The sequence below is a fragment of the Bacillus sp. 5RYD7K genome, assembly GCF_059831465.1.
Genome location: NZ_CP191200.1, coordinates 1962673 through 1978737, shown reverse-complemented (window position 1 = coordinate 1978737; position 16065 = coordinate 1962673). Strand labels below are relative to the sequence as shown.

At 47.2% G+C, this 16065-nt stretch carries 14 protein-coding genes; 4 read left to right on the top strand and 10 right to left on the bottom strand.

Annotated features, from left to right (window positions below):
* Positions 1–40 precede the first annotated feature (40 nt).
* Both ACQE26_RS09965 and sppA read right to left on the bottom strand, forming a co-directional pair.
* The gene (locus ACQE26_RS09965; protein ID WP_049627162.1) at positions 41–532 is read right to left on the bottom strand and encodes an RDD family protein; all 492 of its coding nucleotides are present in this window, start codon (positions 530–532) and stop codon (positions 41–43) included.
* A 13-nt stretch (positions 533–545) separates the two neighbouring features.
* Entirely contained in the window at positions 546–1553 is a 1008-nt protein-coding gene (gene sppA / locus ACQE26_RS09960) for a signal peptide peptidase SppA (protein WP_327815065.1), read from the bottom strand.
* A 182-nt stretch (positions 1554–1735) separates the two neighbouring features.
* On the opposite strand from sppA, the gene ACQE26_RS09955 reads away from it, so the two are divergent.
* On the top strand, positions 1736–2542 hold the full coding sequence (locus ACQE26_RS09955) for an NAD kinase (protein WP_016938580.1): 807 nt from the start codon (positions 1736–1738) through the stop codon (positions 2540–2542).
* 16 nt (positions 2543–2558) lie between these two features.
* On the opposite strand, the gene ACQE26_RS09950 is transcribed toward ACQE26_RS09955, so the two are convergent.
* The 5 genes from ACQE26_RS09950 to ACQE26_RS09930 all read right to left on the bottom strand — a co-directional run bounded on the left by ACQE26_RS09950 (position 2559) and on the right by ACQE26_RS09930 (position 8569).
* Positions 2559–4154 carry an amidohydrolase gene (locus ACQE26_RS09950; RefSeq protein WP_500469195.1) on the bottom strand — a complete coding sequence of 532 codons (1596 nt, stop codon included), beginning with the start codon at positions 4152–4154 and terminating at the stop codon, positions 2559–2561.
* Between the two features lie 23 nt (positions 4155–4177).
* Complete coding sequence (mbcS, locus tag ACQE26_RS09945) at positions 4178–5764, bottom strand: acyl-CoA synthetase MbcS (RefSeq protein WP_500469193.1); 1587 nt, start codon at positions 5762–5764, stop codon at positions 4178–4180.
* 148 nt (positions 5765–5912) lie between these two features.
* Positions 5913–6134: an alpha/beta-type small acid-soluble spore protein gene (locus ACQE26_RS09940; RefSeq protein ID WP_007408043.1), complete on the bottom strand. Its 222-nt coding sequence runs from the start codon at positions 6132–6134 to the stop codon at positions 5913–5915.
* An 80-nt stretch (positions 6135–6214) separates the two neighbouring features.
* Positions 6215–7420 (bottom strand): tRNA uracil 4-sulfurtransferase ThiI, encoded by a 1206-nt coding sequence (gene thiI, locus ACQE26_RS09935; RefSeq protein WP_016938577.1) that lies wholly within the window; start codon positions 7418–7420, stop codon positions 6215–6217.
* Between the two features lie 3 nt (positions 7421–7423).
* Entirely contained in the window at positions 7424–8569 is a 1146-nt protein-coding gene (locus tag ACQE26_RS09930) for a cysteine desulfurase family protein (protein ID WP_500469190.1), read from the bottom strand.
* A 193-nt stretch (positions 8570–8762) separates the two neighbouring features.
* Between ACQE26_RS09930 and brnQ the strand changes: the two genes are divergently transcribed.
* Positions 8763–10103: a branched-chain amino acid transport system II carrier protein gene (gene brnQ / locus ACQE26_RS09925; protein ID WP_500469188.1), complete on the top strand. Its 1341-nt coding sequence runs from the start codon at positions 8763–8765 to the stop codon at positions 10101–10103.
* 112 nt (positions 10104–10215) lie between these two features.
* Here the strand turns inward: brnQ and ezrA are convergent, their stop codons facing one another.
* Complete coding sequence (gene ezrA, locus ACQE26_RS09920; RefSeq protein WP_500471429.1) at positions 10216–11907, bottom strand: septation ring formation regulator EzrA; 1692 nt, start codon at positions 11905–11907, stop codon at positions 10216–10218.
* A 195-nt stretch (positions 11908–12102) separates the two neighbouring features.
* Between ezrA and hisJ the strand changes: the two genes are divergently transcribed.
* Positions 12103–12915 carry a histidinol-phosphatase HisJ gene (gene hisJ, locus ACQE26_RS09915; RefSeq protein WP_500471428.1) on the top strand — a complete coding sequence of 271 codons (813 nt, stop codon included), beginning with the start codon at positions 12103–12105 and terminating at the stop codon, positions 12913–12915.
* Here hisJ and refZ read toward each other — a convergent pair.
* Entirely contained in the window at positions 12905–13528 is a 624-nt protein-coding gene (gene refZ / locus ACQE26_RS09910) for a forespore capture DNA-binding protein RefZ (RefSeq protein ID WP_016938572.1), read from the bottom strand. The genes hisJ and refZ overlap by 11 nt on opposite strands.
* A gap of 126 nt (positions 13529–13654) precedes the next feature.
* On the opposite strand from refZ, the gene ACQE26_RS09905 reads away from it, so the two are divergent.
* Complete coding sequence (locus tag ACQE26_RS09905; RefSeq protein ID WP_016938571.1) at positions 13655–14137, top strand: free L-methionine (R)-S-oxide reductase MsrC; 483 nt, start codon at positions 13655–13657, stop codon at positions 14135–14137.
* A 34-nt stretch (positions 14138–14171) separates the two neighbouring features.
* On the opposite strand, the gene ACQE26_RS09900 is transcribed toward ACQE26_RS09905, so the two are convergent.
* Complete coding sequence (locus tag ACQE26_RS09900; RefSeq protein WP_438420387.1) at positions 14172–15920, bottom strand: sensor domain-containing diguanylate cyclase; 1749 nt, start codon at positions 15918–15920, stop codon at positions 14172–14174.
* Between the last annotated feature and the right edge of the window lie 145 nt (positions 15921–16065).

Here is a 16065-nt window from a genome sequence, read left to right as displayed (position 1 = left end):
AAAAAAAATAAACCCGGATGTTTATCCGGGTTTATTGCTTTTATTTGCGGTACAGTGCTTCGTGAATCACCGTTGTGTCGGCGATAAGATCATGAATTCCCTGCTTCTTAGGCGTAAACGCAATGACAATATAAAGAATCCAGATTTTATCGATATAACGCCCCACTGCTTCCCTGAAAATGACGGTGCCCCATGTCAGCGGTTTTCCGGGCGTCAAAGAAGTGACCTTTAACCCGAAGACCATTTTGCCGAGTGTCTGATGAAACCATTTTGTCATGAACACAAAATAGGCGAGGTAGACGATCAAAGTTGTGACGGAATAGGCTGAGATTGTAAACATTCCGCTTGTTTTCGGTAAATTCATCAGCGTGAACACCGGTGAAACGATGAGATGGTTAAGCCCCCAGATCACCAGCCAATCGAGAAGAAACGCCCAAAACCGGATCCAAAAGCCCGCGTAAGCCGGGTCGAGCGCCCCCTGTTGTTCGGCTTCCTCTTCTTTGCCGTGAAAGCCTTCGTAAGTTGCGTCCATTCTTTCTTCCCCCCTACTTTGCATAGAGATACATCATCCGCGGCGAACCGGATTGCGAAATGAGCTCTTTCATATTCAGAAAATCAATTTCGCTTTTAAACATTTTCGCTGCGCTCATGGAAAAGAGCGAGCCTAATCCGAATCCTTCCTCATACGTGATGACTGACGCGTTTTTCATATTTTTATGGTCCTTTTTCATCGCGCTGATCGTATCATCGTAAAAACCGAGATCATCAACGAGGCCGATTTTTTTCGCTTGTCTGCCGTCGTAAACACGGCCGTCGGCAATTTTTTTCACATCCGCTTTTGACATGTGCCGGCCTTTTGAAATGACATTGACAAATCCTTCATAAGAATCATTGACCATCGTCTGCATGATCCTTCTTTCTTCCTTCGTCATGTCGCGGGTCGGTGACATGATGTCTTTATGCGCGCCGCTTTTGATGGTTTCAAACTTGATGCCGAGTTCATCAGCGAGCTTAGAATAATTGACGCTTTCCATGATGACGCCGAGTGAGCCGGTGAGCGTTTCCGGTGAAGCATAGATTTTATCAGCGGCCGTTGAGATGTAGTAGCCTCCCGATGCCGCCATCGAGCCCATGGATACATAAATCGGTTTCTTCGTTTCTTTCTTTAGTTCTTCCAGTTTTTTATGTATTTCCGCGCTTTCGTACACGCCTCCGCCTGGGGAATTGATTTTCAGGACAATTCCTTTGACGCTTTTATCTTCTTTCGCACGCTCTATTTGTTTTAAAAATGATCTGTGATCATACCCGCCTGAGCTGAGCAGGCCTGCGGACTCCCCGTTATCCTCAATCGTGCCGTCCACTTCAAGCACGGCGATTTTACTGCCGGGGCTCCCCTTATCAAGCGTCACTTCCTCTGTGTCATCTGTCAGGGATGCAAAGTCAGACCCTGTATCTCCGACATTTTTCAGCACCCCGACGGTCACACTTGCAATGACTGATACGCCGAAAATGCCGATGGCGATGACGAGCGCAATCCATCTTTTTGCATTCATTTGTTCTGCCTCCTTTTCTGTCACTATTCGTACGTTCTCCTGGAAAAAAAGATTCACTTTTTTCATGAAGCGCTTTCACTTAACGGATAAACAGGAAACATGTTACACTATTGCCACAGGTATTTTAACACAATATCTGATGGGAGAAAAACGTAAATATGACAGCAAAGGGGAATGGAGATATGACCGATCTTCGCCGCAATGTTTATTTTTTTCACAAACAAGACAACGAAACAAAAGAACAAGTCAGCTCTCTGAAGCAGCTTGCCAAATCGCACGGTTTTACAGTTGCGGCCCAACCGGAGGATGCCGGGATTATCGCCAGCATCGGCAGCGACGGCTCATTTCTGCAGGCCGTCAGAAAAACCGGATTCCGTGATGACTGCCTGTATGTCGGCATCGCTAAAAAAGGAAAAGCCCATTTGTACTGTGATTTTCACAGCGATGAGCCTGAAAAAATGGCGGACAGCATGACCGCGGAACAGCTTGAGGTCAGAAAATACCCGCTCATTCACGTAACGGTGGACGGCAGCAATCATTTTCACTGTTTAAACGAGGTTTCCATCCGTTCAAGCATTATTAAAACGTTTGTGATGGATGTGTTAATTGATGATCTACACTTTGAGACCTTCAGGGGCGACGGCATGATCATTTCCACCCCGACAGGCAGCACCGCCTACAATAAATCCGTTTCAGGCGCTGTTGTTGATCCTTTGATTTCCTGCATGCAGGTATCTGAACTGGCCTCTTTGAATAACAACACATACCGCACCCTCGGATCTTCGTTTATTTTAAGCGCGGACCGGAAGCTGACACTGCAGGTGGTGCAGGACGGCAATGAGCATCCGATTATCGGGCTTGATAATGAAGCGCTCAGCACGAGAAATGTCAAAAAGGTTGAGATTACACTATCCGATAAAAAAATCAAAACGGTCAAACTGAAAGACAACTCTTTCTGGGAAAAAGTAAAGCGCTCATTTTTATCATAAAAAAAGAGGACGGGCATTAACGCCTGTCCTCTTTTTCATATACGATACGGCCGCCGACGATGGTTTTGACAGCTTCCAATTCATGAAGCTTTTTCGGGTCCGTTTTAAACGGATCGCCGCTGAGAACGGTAAAGTCGGCATCATAGCCGGAAGCTATCCGTCCGCGGCTATGTTCTTTATGAATGATTGCCGCGCTTCCCTCCGTGTAAAGCTGAATGGCTTCGTACACGGTCAGGCACTCTTTTTCATAATAGGCCGGACCTTCCGGATGCTGCTTGCTTGTACGGAGCACAGCCGATTGAATGCCCAGAATGGGATCTGCCGGTTCTATCGGGGCATCTGAGCCTCCGGCGCACAGCAGCCCTTTCGACAGCAGGGTTTTCCAGGCAAAAGCCGTTTTCATCCGCTCTTCTCCGAGCCTGTCAATCACCCACGGAAAATCACTGGCCACAAAATGCGGCTGAAGATCAAGGCCGATCGGAAGCCGGGCGGCTCTTTCCATCAAACCGTGATCTAATACTTGCGCATGAATGAGCCTGTCTAGCTGTCCGGGCTTTGCCGGGTATCTTTCGATCACATCGAGCACCTTTTCAAATGCAAGGTCGCCAATCGCGTGCACGGCGATCTCCATCCCTTTCTGTCTCGCTTTATAAACAAGAGCGGCAAGGGTTTCGTCATCGTGCACCTGAACGCCGGAAACCGACGGATCATCATGATAAGGCTTTTTCAACAGAGCCGTTCTGCCGCCGAGCGCGCCGTCTGCGAAGATTTTCATCGCTCCGTATTCCAGATAAGGTCCCGTCGTTTTGTCCAGAGCACTCCACCTGTCGACGGCTTCGTGATGAACAAGCAGATGTGCCCGAAAAGGGAACAGCCCGCTGCCTGTTAACGACTCATACGCGGCAACGGGAACGGACGCGTCTCCGTAGTATGCCAGATCCTCGGAATGCCCGCCGGTCAGGCCTTTTGACCAGCAGTCCGTGATTGCCGTTTGAAGAGCGCGTTTGACATAGTGAAGCGAGACGGGCGGAAGAGCCTGAGTCACAAGCTCTTGGGCTTTATCCAGCAGAAGGCCTGTCAGACCGGCGCTGTCCCGGACGATAATCCCGCCGTTTGGATCAGGTGTACTGTTTGTAATCCCCGCCGCGCGCAATGCGGCCGAATTGACTGCAGCGGCGTGCCTGCATACCCGCTTCAGCAGGACGGGGCGATCGGGAAAGAGCGGGTCAAGGTCATGCTTCGTTACGTAAACCGGCTGTTCAAACAGATTTTCATCCCAGCCTTCGCCGATCAGCCATTCGCCATCTTCTAATTCACGCTCTGCTTCTTTTGCAGCCTGCAGTATCGCTTCTTTTGACGTCAGCTGTGACAAATCAAGGCGGAGCTGTTTTTCACCGTGTCCGATCAAATGCATGTGACTGTCTGTAAAACCGGGAAACATGACAGCCCCATGTAAGTCGATTTCCTCCGTATCAGATGATCCGTATGTCTCGCGGAGCTCCTGAAAGCTGCCCGTCTGTCTGATGATGCCGTCTTCGGTATAAACGGCTTCTGTGACATGGTTCTCGTCAAGCATTGTATAGATGGTGCCGCCGTGCCAAATCGCTTTCATCTCCCGCTCACCCTTTTTCTGTATTAAGCTTTTTTATCCGCCTTCAGCCGTTCTTCACGCTGTCTCAGCTCTACCCGTCTGATTTTTGCGGATGCCGTTTTCGGCAGGCTTTCGACAAATTCAATTTCTCTCGGATATTTATAAGGCGCCGTAATCGTTTTTACGTGGTTTTGCAGTTCTTTAACAAGTTCGTCACTGCGCTTTTCATCGTTTTGTAAAACGACATAAGCTTTGACGATTGAACCTCTGATTTCATCCGGGCTCGCCACGACGGCGCATTCTTTCACTTCCGGATGCTTCACGAGCGCATCTTCCACTTCAAAAGGCCCGATTGTATATCCGGAGCTGACGATAATGTCATCATTGCGGCTTTCAAACCAAAAGTAGCCGTCCTCGTCTTTTTTCGCGCGGTCGCCTGTCAAAAAGTAATCTCCGCGAATCTGCTTCTTCGTTCTTTCAGGGTCTTTATAATATTCCTTGAATAGGGCCGGTGTGCTCAAGTGCACGGCAATATCGCCCGTTTCGCCTATTTCACATATTTCGCCTTCATCGTTTATAATTTCTACTTGATTTCCCGGTGTCGGTTTCCCCATGCTTCCGGGCTTAATATCCATATTCTTCAGGACGCCGACTAACAGAGTGCTCTCCGTTTGGCCGTAGCCGTCTCTCACTTTAATGCCGAAATGTTTCCGGAAGATGTCAATGACTTCCCGGTTTAAAGGTTCACCCGCAGAAACTGCGCTGTGAAGGGCGGAAAGGTCATACTTGTCCAATTCCTCCACCTTGGCCATCAGACGGTATTCAGTCGGCGTACAGCAGAAGACATTGATCTGATGGCGCTCAAGCATCTCCAGATACGTCTTGGCGTCGAATCTGCCGTGATAAATAAACCCTGTTGCCCCGCTCCCCAGAACGGCAAGCAGCGGGCTCCACACCCATTTCTGCCAGCCGGGCGCCGCGGTGGCCCAGACTGTATCGTCTTCAGAAATATCCAGCCATGCACCGGCGGATGTTTTTAAATGGGCAAAAGCCCAGCCGTGTGTATGTACAACGCCTTTAGGCTGGCCGGTCGTTCCTGAAGTATAGGATAAAAACGCCATGTCCTCTCTGGTTGTATCAGCGGTTTGAAAACTGTCTCCGTCCGCTTCAATCGTTAAAAGGTTTTTCCAGCCGGCATCATTTTCACCAATGGCCAATGTCACGAGCTGATCAGTTTTCACCTCATCAAACGCGTTTATAAATGAAGGATAAACGATAACGCCTTTCACTTCGGCGTGTTTGATGCGGTAGTCCAAATCTTTGGCGCGAAGCATCTCTGAGCAAGGAATGACGATCATCCCTGCTTTTAGGATCGCTAAATATACAGCATACGCTTCAAGCACTCTCGGAACCATGACAATCAGCTTATCGCCTTTTTCAAACCCGAGACCTTTCAGGCGGGCTCCGATTTTATTCGTTTCTTCCATCAGTTTTTCATATGTCCAGACTTTCTTGCTGCCTGTTTGATCCTCCCAAATAAGCGCGTTCTTCTCTTTGGAACGGCTGAACTTTTCGATTTCATTTACTAGGTTATAGTTCTTTGGGGCGATTAAATCTTCTCGTTTTAACACGAACAACTCCTCACTTTCTTTCCCTATTATACATAAACATAGGACGTTACAATAAAGATATGCATAAATTGCTTCATGCCTTCTAGCTTTATTCATGAAAAAAGAGCGGGGAATTCCCCGCTCTCTTAGCCATTATGTGAAGTTGTGATTAAAACTGCTGCTGGCTGCTTCCGCCCATGCTTTGCTGAGCAAAAGAGACAAGACGTTTTGTGATTTCTCCACCGACAGAACCGTTGGCGCGAGAAGTTGTTTCCGGTCCAAGGTTTACACCGAATTCAGAAGCGATTTCATACTTCATTTGGTCGATAGCTTGAGCAGCTCCTGGCACTAAAAGCTGGTTGCTGTTTCCGCTGTTTGATTGTTGTGACATGTGTATCACCTCCTTGTGAGTATAGAATGTGATAAAACACATGTCCTCATTCAAAAAAACTTTGGTAATTGTATACAGTTCTAAAACAGGCCGGCAAATTTATCGTGAGCTTCTTGTTCTGAGTAAACAGTAATGGTTTCAATACCGGCTGCCGCCTCTGCAATCAGCGGTTCAAAATCAACAAAGCTTTCGAAATGCTCGATTTTTTCTTTTTTCGGGCGTGTTTTCGGACTTGGCGGCGTAAAGATGGTGCAGCAGTCCTCAAACGGCTGAATGCTTGTTTCATAAGTGCCGATTTCTTTTGATTTCTCGATGATTTCTGTTTTGTCCATTCCGATCAGAGGACGCAAAATCGGCGTTGCCGTTACAGCATTGATCGCATACATGCTCTCAAGCGTCTGGCTTGCCACTTGGCCGAGGCTTTCCCCCGTAATGATCGCGAGCGCTTTTCGTTCTTCTCTGATTCTGTCCGCGATTTGCAGCATGAGACGCCGCGTCGCCGTCATCGTATAGTTTTCCGGAATTTGTTTTTGGATGAGCTCCTGCGTCTTTGTAAACGGTACGATATGAAGCGTCATACTGCCTCCGAACTTTGCGAGGCATCCCGCGAGATCCATGACTTTCTGCTTTGCCCGTTCGCTCGTATACGGCGGACTGAAGAAGTGCACGGCCTCCACTGATAATCCCCGTTTCATCGCGTAAAAACCGGCGACCGGACTGTCAAAACCGCCGGAAAGCATCAGCATCGCTTTACCCGCAGAACCGACGGGAAGGCCACCGGCGCCTTTTTCGTTACGAATGGTCAGGAATGTCGCTTCCTCCCTGATTTCAATCCGAAGCGGAATATCGGGATTTTTCACATCGACGGTTAATCCATCGGTGTTTTTCAAAATATGGCCGCCGATCTCAGCGTTCATCGCGTTCGTATCTAATTCAAACTGCTTGTAAGCCCGTTTGGTCTCGACCTTAAACGTATTCCCCGGTTTATATTGGCCTTCCATCGCGGCTAATGCCGTTTTTTTAATCTCTTCAAGCTTGCTTTCGCATTTAATGGCGAGACTGAAGCTTTGAATGCCGAATATATTCTTTAATAAGGAACAAATTTCCTCCGGGTTTTCTCCATTAAGTGTAATTGACATCCGATCCCGGTTTGAAAAGTATTTTACCTTTTTATAATCCTTTAATACCAGGCGGATATTCTGTTTTAATCTCTCAATAAAACTGCGTCTGTTTTTTCCTTTTGTGGATATTTCACCAAAACGGATTAAAATATGATCGTAATTCATTTGCTACCTCATCATTTTTTTTAGTTTTTGAACAGCCGGCGCCAGCGCGGCCATAAACGGTTCTGTAATATCAGCCGTGTGGCTGAAGTTCAGGCTGACTCTGATGCTGCTTGATGCAATCTGTTCGCCTTTATTCATTTGCAGAAGAACACGGCTCGGCTTGTGCTCTCTTGCCGAACATGCGGCGGTCGTTGAGACATATATTCCTTTTTCCTCAAGCATGTGCAGCAGCACTTCCGCCTTGATGCCCGGAACGGAAAAATTAATGATATGCGGGGCGCTTTTTTTTACGGGAGTGTTGATGACGATCCCGTCCGTCCCGCTCAGCCTTTCCATCAGCGCATTCTTAGCCGCCTCCATAGAAGAAAGCCGCTCATTCATGTCACGTGCAGAAAGATTGACCGCTTTTGCAAGGGAAACGGCGCCTGATGTATGTTCTGTCCCGGCACGGATGCCTTTTTGCTGGGAGCCGCCCGTCATAAGCGGAATGAGCCGCGTTCCCTTTTTGACGATAAGCGCCCCGGTTCCTTTTAAGCCGTGAAATTTATGCCCTGAAATGGTGCAAAGGTCGATACCCGCTTCTTCTATAGACAGCGGGACTTTATGAATGCCCTGTACATGATCAACATGAAACAGAATATTCCGGTGCTGTTTTAACAGCCCTCCGATTTCTTTTACGGGCTGAATGGAGCCGACTTCATTATTGACATGCATAACGCTGACGAGTATTGTGTCCGGCCTGATGGCCGCTTTTACATCTTCTAAAGAAACGAAGCCGTCTTGGTCGGCCGGAAGATATGTGACCTCAAAGCCAAACAGCTCTGTCAGCTGATCAAGCGTTTCCGTCACGGAAGGATGCTCAATCGCTGAAGCAATGATATGTTTTCCTTTACTCATGTTTGCCCAGGCGGCTCCCTTTAACGCAGCGTTGTTCGCTTCAGTCGCGCCTGATGTAAATACAATATCATAATTTTTCAAACGCAAGGTTTTTTTTATTTGCTGAGCGGCAGCTTCAAGGAGCTGTTCCGTCTCAGTTCCTAACCGGTGCAGGGACGAAGGATTGCCGAAATACCGGCTGCTCGTCTGTTTGTACACATCCAATACCTCTTCATACGGCTCGGTCGTTGAGCTGTTGTCTAAATATATCATTTTTTTTACTCCTTTTATGAAAACGGTACATCGTATGATATTTATGCTACCATAACAAAAGTAAATATAAATTCGCAATAAATCGAGTATTGACTTCTCTGTACATTGCCATATAATAAGTAATGTTCGTTTTGCTATATTATCTGACAATTAATTGACAGAATATTTCAACATAGTATTTAGGAGGATTTTTATGAAACACTCACTACCTGTCAAAGATACCGTTATTATCGGTTTCATGCTTTTCGCACTTTTTTTCGGGGCAGGAAATATGATATATCCGCCGGAGCTTGGACAAGCAGCTGGGCATAATGTCTGGAAAGCGATGGGCGGTTTCTTACTGACCGGCGTTGGTCTGCCGCTTTTGGGTATCATCGCCATCGCATTAACGGGCAAAGATGCAAAAGGGCTTGCCGATAAAGCTCATCCGGTATTCGGCACGATTTTCACCGTTGTGCTTTATTTGTCAATCGGACCGCTTTTTGCGATTCCGAGAACCGGAACCGTTTCATATGAAATCGGTGCAGTTCCGTTTTTACATGGCATTCCGCCAAGATTATCTTTATTTGTTTTCACGTTGATCTTTTTTTCCGTTACGTATTATTTAGCTCTTAACCCGTCCAAAATCGTGGACAGAGTCGGAAAGATTTTGACTCCTATTAAATTCGGTATTATTTTAATCATCGTCGTAAAAGCCATTGTCACTCCGATGGGCGGGCTGGGCGCCGTACATCAGGCATATTCCGGAACACCGGTATTCAAAGGATTTTTGGAAGGCTATAAAACAATGGATGCGCTCGCTTCGATCGTCTTCGGTGTTGTTGTCGTCAACGCTGTTAAAAGCAGGGGCGTCACCCAGCCTAAAGCGCTCGCGGCCGCTTGTATTAAAGCGGGTCTTATAGCTGCGGCAGGTTTGACATTCATTTATTTATCTTTAGCCTATTTGGGAGCGACAAGCACGGACGCTGTAGGGCCGCTCGGCGAAGGCGCAAAGATTTTATCAGCTTCATCTGATTACCTGTTCGGTTCACTTGGAAACATCGTTCTCGGCTCTGCCATCACCGTTGCGTGTTTAACGACAAGCATCGGGCTTGTCACATCTTGCGGCGAATATTTTTCAAAATTGATTCCCGCTTTATCATACAAAATGGTGGTTACGATTGTCACGCTCTTCAGCCTGGCGATTTCAAATATCGGGCTTGCTGAGATCATTGCATTTTCAGTTCCTATTTTATCAGCCATTTACCCGCTGGCGATTGTCATTATCGTTCTTTCCTTTATTGATAAAATCTTTAAGGAAAGACGGGAAGTTTATATCGCCTGCCTGATCGGAACGGGGCTCTTCAGCATTCTGGACGGCTTGAAGGCAGCCGGCATTCCGCTCGGATCATTAGATTCATTCTTAAACGCAAATCTTCCGCTTTATAGCATGGGAATCGGCTGGGTGCTTCCGGGCATTGCCGGAGCGCTCATCGGCTGCATTATCACGCTTTTTACCAGTCCGCCCATCGAATTAAATAAAGCAAAATCGTAACATTCAGCGTCTGCGGCTTGACGATATCAGCCGCAGGCGCTTTTTATATTCCGTGAGAAACAAAAAAACTGCACCTCTGATGTACATCAGGGTGCAGTTTTTGCTTGCACGACTATGAAGCGGACTGATCAGCTTTAATTTTTTTCACGGCGCCGGGAGCTGCTTTTTCAACAGCTTCTGCCGCCATCTCATAAGCTTCATTATAGCTGTAAGCGTAAAACAGCCGTTCAGCTTCTTTCAGCTGTTCAGATAAAATGTGATTCTGGCTTCGGAAGCGATTGCCGTACTGAATGATCCGCTCAATAAGTTTCACCTGAATGACAAGTTCCTTCGCCTCTTCGCTGACTTCTTCAACCATCTTTTCAGCTTCGGTAAGGTGTTTGGCGGCTTCCTCCATGTTCAGCGGCAGCTCTTCCAATTGGCTGACGGTTTCTTCTATATGATGATTCGCCGTCTCTAGCTTATTCTTGACCTGCTCGGGAATCCCCGGCACGTTGCTTTTTTGCAGCATTCTGGCCGTATCAGAAATGGTTTTCCGAAGATGCGTCAGCGTTTCCCGCGCCTGCAGTTCTTCTTTTCTGAGCGCCTGCAGATTTTCACGGTATTCAGCGTGCTCTTTCTGAGCCTCTTCCAGCTGTTTTTCGATGGCCTCGACTTCCTCAATCAGCAGGGAGTAAGCGACATGCTCACCGTCGAGTTTTTCTCTCGCCTGCTCAAGAAGCCGGCCGATCGTTTCCATCTGTTTTTCGAACGCGTGCTGTCTGCCGATTTCTCCTGCCGTCAGCTGATAGCTTTCCTTGACGAGCTCTGTTTCGGTTTTTGTGCGCTCTTTTTCGTCCTCAAGCTTCTCATACGCGATGATCAGTTCAGGCATTTTGCTTAAGACGGACTGACCGGCTTCCACTTCGCCTTCCAGCTGTTCATACATCGATTGAATGGTTTCATCAATCAGCTGAAGAATGGCGGACGCTTCGTCGACATCCAATTCTTCCAAAAGCGCATTTTCGGCCCGTTTCACTTGATTTGTGAGTGTCTCCAGCTCTTTTTCGATTTGAATATGCTCCAGTTTGTAGCCTTTTTCCGTCATTTCCCGGTAGCCGTCTTTCAGCTTGGCAATTTGGTTCGGCACGGTCTGTTTACAGTCCGCGAGCAGTTTCGGAACGTCATTTATGTATGTTTGAAGCTGATCCAGCCTGCGGTCCTGTTCAAGCAGCACTTTTCTCGCTTTGATGTAATTGCCGCCTTCCGTCTCTTCTTCAAACTCTTTTATGCCGCTCCAAATTTCATCGAGATCCGTCTCCAGGCTGTTATAAAGCTCACCGTAGAGATGGCTGTACGCCAGAAGGTTTTTCCGCGCTTTTGAATACCGCTCACGCACCTGTTCAATCTCTCCGCGGCTTTTTTCCTCGCTCGTCACAAGGTCGCTGATCTCACGCAGTATGCCTTCTATATTTGATTCAGCGGCGGTGAGGAGGTCGTCGATGTGGACAAGCACCTGATTCGCTTTTTTAAACCGGTATTTGTCGGCGTTCTCTTCGGCATCATAAAGGAGCTCTTCTACTTTCGGCAGATGGGCTGTGACAATTTCATCCCACTCCTCGCGCCATCTTTCAAAGAACTCTTCCGTCTCTCCGGTCATTTTCAAATGTTTGATCTTGGACATTTCTTCCACTATCGAACGGTTTAAAATTTCAATCTTCCATGACTCCAGCCGGTCAATTTCCATATAAATTTTTTTCCTGAAAAAGTAGCCCGCCGCAAAGAGCGCGAGCAGTATAACCAATAATCCGATGACTAACTCCATAATGAGCCCCCTTGTTGTTCTCTTAATCTGTCAGGGTGTTTTATGTATTCAGAAAGATTTCAATATATGTATTGAGAAAATCTGTCGTTTTCATTGTTATTATGATACCATGTAACCAACATTTTTTGACCAGAAATCAAAAACTTTTTGCATAATTTCGGCAGGATTCTGCAATTTTTTAATGGAGTGACACAAATGGAAAAACGAGACGCTCATATCCACACGCCTTTTTGCCCTCACGGCTCGAAAGACACGCTGAAACAATATGTCGAAAAAGCCCTGGAAAAAGGCTTTGACTCGATCACATTTACAGAGCATGCCCCCCTTCCCCCGTCTTTTCAAGACCCTGTACCGCTTCAAGACAGCGCAATGGATCTCAGACAGATGGAGGTTTATTTGGAGCGGCTGTCACAGCTGAAAAAGGAATACAAGGGACAAATCAGCATTCTGACGGGGCTTGAAACCGATTTTATCACAGGGTATGAAGAAGAAACTGCGGCGTTTCTTAACACATACGGCCCCTCACTGGATGACGGCATTTTATCCGTTCATTTTTTGAAGGCCGGTCCGTCTTATATATGCCTTGATTTTGATGAGCATGCGTTTCAGCAGCTGGCCGCGCACTTCGGCAGCGTTGAAGCCGTATATGAGCAATACTATAAAACTGTGTATTCTTCCATTGTAACACCGCTCGGACCATTTAAGCCAAAACGGGTCGGCCATATCACGCTCGTCAAAAAATTCGCGCGCCTTTTCCCTTATAGCATGTCCTCTCAAATAAGAGAGCTTGCGGCCCGCTGTCTTGACGCCGTGAAAGAGCACGGAATGGAGCTGGATGTGAATACATCCGGACTCAGAAAGAAGTTTGCCGGGGAAGTATATATAGAGGATTGGATGGCTGAGACGGCGAAGCAAAAAAAAATCCCGCTCATATTCGGGTCGGATGCCCATCAAGCGGAAGATGTCGGCAGTTCCTATGAAACGTACAAAAGCATCGTCACTTCATAAGCGCCGCATCGGGACGGCGGAACACGCTTTCGATCCAAATCTTCACCTCTTCAAAATACCTTTTATAAAAGTACGGCTCATGAGGCTGCATATAGAGCACCTCCGTAATATATTGAGGTTGGAGATACGGCATCATTAAGAGGGATTTCAATTGCAGAATAAAATGCGGCACGGGCAGCGTCAGCCGTTTGTGGCGTGACTGCCCTTCTTCAATCACCAGCTGGAAAATATATTTTTCTTTCATTAAGTAAGTAGACATAATTTCCCTGATAAGCACAGAATCAATCGTCACTTCCCGATACACAAAACGTGTTAATTGACGATGATCGTGCTGATAGGATAAAATATCGAAAATTACCCGCAGGATGCGTTCCTGCGCGTCTTCACCGTTCACACTGCCGGCGGCTTTTTCCAGCGCTTCAGTATAGCCTTCGTAAAACTCGGAAACTAAATGTTCCATTAATCCGCCTTTCCCTTTAAAATAGTAGGAGATGTGCGCAACATTTACATCAGCTGACTTTGCGATTTCACGGACGGACGTGCCGGAATAGCCTTTTTGGTTAAACAGCAGGACAGCGGCGTTAATAATTTTGTCTTTGGTGCTTACTTTCATACGGCTCACCCCTTTATGTGTTAACAATTCAAGCAGAAGGGCGCTGTTCCTGTAAGAACTTCTCGACAAATGCCGGCAGAACGGCCGGAACTTTGTTTGATATTATAGAAAAAGTGAGGGTTTTCCATGTTTCATGTCGAAAAACAGTCCGGAGATAAAGAAAAAAGTTATCAGCTTCTGCTTAAACAGCTCGAAGCCATGACAGAAGATGAAACGGATGCGATCGCAAATTACGCGAATGCGTCAGCGCTTTTATACCATTCATTACATGAGGTCAATTGGGCGGGGTTTTACTTCGCTAAAGAGGGCGAGCTTGTGCTCGGACCGTTTCAAGGACTTCCTGCCTGTGTGCGCATTCCGTTCGGCAAAGGCGTATGCGGCACTGCCTACTCCAATGGCGCCGTGCAGCGGATTGCCGATGTGAATGCGTTCCCGGGACACATTGCCTGTGACGCGGCTTCCCAGTCAGAAATCGTCCTCCCGATCCGCGTAAACGGAGAAGTGATCGGTGTGCTGGACATTGACAGCCCCGTGAAAAACCGTTTTGATGAAACGGACGAAACCTATTTAGCAAAGTTTGTTGAAACGCTTGAAAAACGATTAGGATAAAAAAAGGAGTTCGGCCCGCAGGCCGGCTCCTTTTTTACGTCGCCGTGCTGTTTTGATGGATGATCAGCCGGTTTTTACCGCTCCGTTTGGCGATATAAAGCGCCTCGTCCGCTTGCTGAACGAGCATTTTCAACGGCTTAGGGCCAGTCTTTGACCAGCAGGAAACGCCGCAGGAAATCGTTACGCGCGGCTCGGTGTTTTCCCGGATGGCGCGGACGAGCCTTTTGGCAATGCGCTCTCCGGATGACACGTTGATGTTCGGCAGATAGACAGCCAGCTCTTCGCCTCCCCATCTCGCGGCAACATCGTGCTCCCGGATATGGTTTTTCATAACGGAGGCCACCTGAATGAGGATCGAATCTCCCGTTTGATGTCCGTATGTATCATTAATGTGTTTGAAATTATCGATATCAACGAGGATAAATACACCCCGTTTATGGATTTTCATGCTGTATTGAATTTTCTCATCCAAATAGGTTCTTGAATACAGCTCCGTCAGCTGGTCTGTCTGAACAAGATGCTCAAGCCTGTCGCGCAGCATGGAGTTCGTTACAGCCAATGTCGCATGGTGAATGAGCGCCTGAAAAAGCTTATACATTTCAAACGTAAAAGCATACAAATCCTTTTTCAATAAAATCGCGAAACCGAAGACGGTTTCATTTTCGATCATCGGCACCGCCATCAGCGAACCATAGCCATTTTCCCCAAATACGGTCTTTCCGCTGCCGATAAATACACCCTTTTCTCCCTCGAACAGCTTTTCTTTCACAATGCTGATATACGGGTTGGCGCGTTCTGTCTTAAAAAAGGCTGTATGTCCGGGAAGCAGATTTTGCGTCTCAAAATGATCAATATGAAAAAAAGCCACTTCTTCGGCGTAAAACGATTGGGTCATGATGGCGGCGAGCTCCCGCATTGTATCAGTGAGCCTGAGACGCTGATTCAGCTGGCGCGATGTTTCATTAATGAGCTCCAGATTCGCAATGCTTTTTTTCGATTGCTCATACAGCTGCGCATTTTCAAATGCTTTTCCCGCTGCGCCCGTAAGCAGCAGCATTTCACTCAGCGTGCTGCACGAGAGCGCGGCGTCCTGCATTCCCTCCGTCTTCAGAACCCCGTAAGTCCCCTGCTGGCCTTTGATCGGCAGGTAAGCAGATGACCTGCCTTTCCTGAGCATTCTGCCTGATAAAAACACCTGCAGGGCAAACTGATCGGCGTCTTCTCCGTCCATATGCAATTCTTTTGCGGGGAGCTGTCTGTCCGTATCCTGGTCCTGCGAGATGAACAGTGAAAAACGGAAAGACTGGAAAGCCTTCCTCAAACTCGCCTGCAGCTTTTCCAATACTTCATCCTGATCTAAAAGCGAATGGAACATTTCTGTCATTCTGTGGATTTTCCGCTGATGCTTTGTTTTGTCAAACAGCCCGCTCTGTCTCACAGATTGATTGATAAATTGAGTAACGAGCTCAGGCAATGATTCCGGGATCGGCAGCCCGCCTTCCGTGCGCAGATAAAAGGATCTGCCGGACGTCTGATTCCTGATCATAAAACGGCCGTCACTCTCTTTCAGCGGAGCATAATTCGGTTCCTCTTCTGTTTTTATGGTGAAACGTGCGGATTCAGCCGGTGAAAGGGTCAATGAAAGAGATGTAAAGCAGGATTCTAGAGCTGAGGCCAGCCATAACAGCGAGTCGGATAATGAGACGGATTCAGATTTCGTTAAGAAAAAAGAAAGCATTTTCTGATGAAAGGCCGTCACTTCATCGATTGTTTGTTTTTTCATTTTTATCACCTAAACATGTACTACTCATTTTTGTACATTATATCATAAACCGGCAGTCTTCATGGAGAAATGGTTGACGGCGGCGGAGAAAAATCATATAATGTTCTTTGTGTGAAATATTGCAGCCTTTTTGTTCAGCTTCTGT

Excerpts from the sequence above, each read along its gene's own strand:
- ACQE26_RS09965 (WP_049627162.1), bottom strand. The coding sequence starts at position 532 with ATGGACGCAACTTACGAAGGCTTTCACGGCAAAGAAGAGGAAGCCGAA.
- sppA (WP_327815065.1), bottom strand. The coding sequence starts at position 1,553 with ATGAATGCAAAAAGATGGATTGCGCTCGTCATCGCCATCGGCATTTTC.
- ACQE26_RS09955 (WP_016938580.1), top strand. The coding sequence starts at position 1,736 with ATGACCGATCTTCGCCGCAATGTTTATTTTTTTCACAAACAAGACAAC.
- ACQE26_RS09950 (WP_500469195.1), bottom strand. The coding sequence starts at position 4,154 with ATGAAAGCGATTTGGCACGGCGGCACCATCTATACAATGCTTGACGAG.
- ACQE26_RS09940 (WP_007408043.1), bottom strand. The coding sequence starts at position 6,134 with ATGTCACAACAATCAAACAGCGGAAACAGCAACCAGCTTTTAGTGCCA.
- thiI (WP_016938577.1), bottom strand. The coding sequence starts at position 7,420 with ATGAATTACGATCATATTTTAATCCGTTTTGGTGAAATATCCACAAAA.
- ACQE26_RS09930 (WP_500469190.1), bottom strand. The coding sequence starts at position 8,569 with ATGATATATTTAGACAACAGCTCAACGACCGAGCCGTATGAAGAGGTA.
- brnQ (WP_500469188.1), top strand. The coding sequence starts at position 8,763 with ATGAAACACTCACTACCTGTCAAAGATACCGTTATTATCGGTTTCATG.
- ezrA (WP_500471429.1), bottom strand. The coding sequence starts at position 11,907 with ATGGAGTTAGTCATCGGATTATTGGTTATACTGCTCGCGCTCTTTGCG.
- hisJ (WP_500471428.1), top strand. The coding sequence starts at position 12,103 with ATGGAAAAACGAGACGCTCATATCCACACGCCTTTTTGCCCTCACGGC.
- refZ (WP_016938572.1), bottom strand. The coding sequence starts at position 13,528 with ATGAAAGTAAGCACCAAAGACAAAATTATTAACGCCGCTGTCCTGCTG.
- ACQE26_RS09905 (WP_016938571.1), top strand. The coding sequence starts at position 13,655 with ATGTTTCATGTCGAAAAACAGTCCGGAGATAAAGAAAAAAGTTATCAG.
- ACQE26_RS09900 (WP_438420387.1), bottom strand. The coding sequence starts at position 15,920 with ATGAAAAAACAAACAATCGATGAAGTGACGGCCTTTCATCAGAAAATG.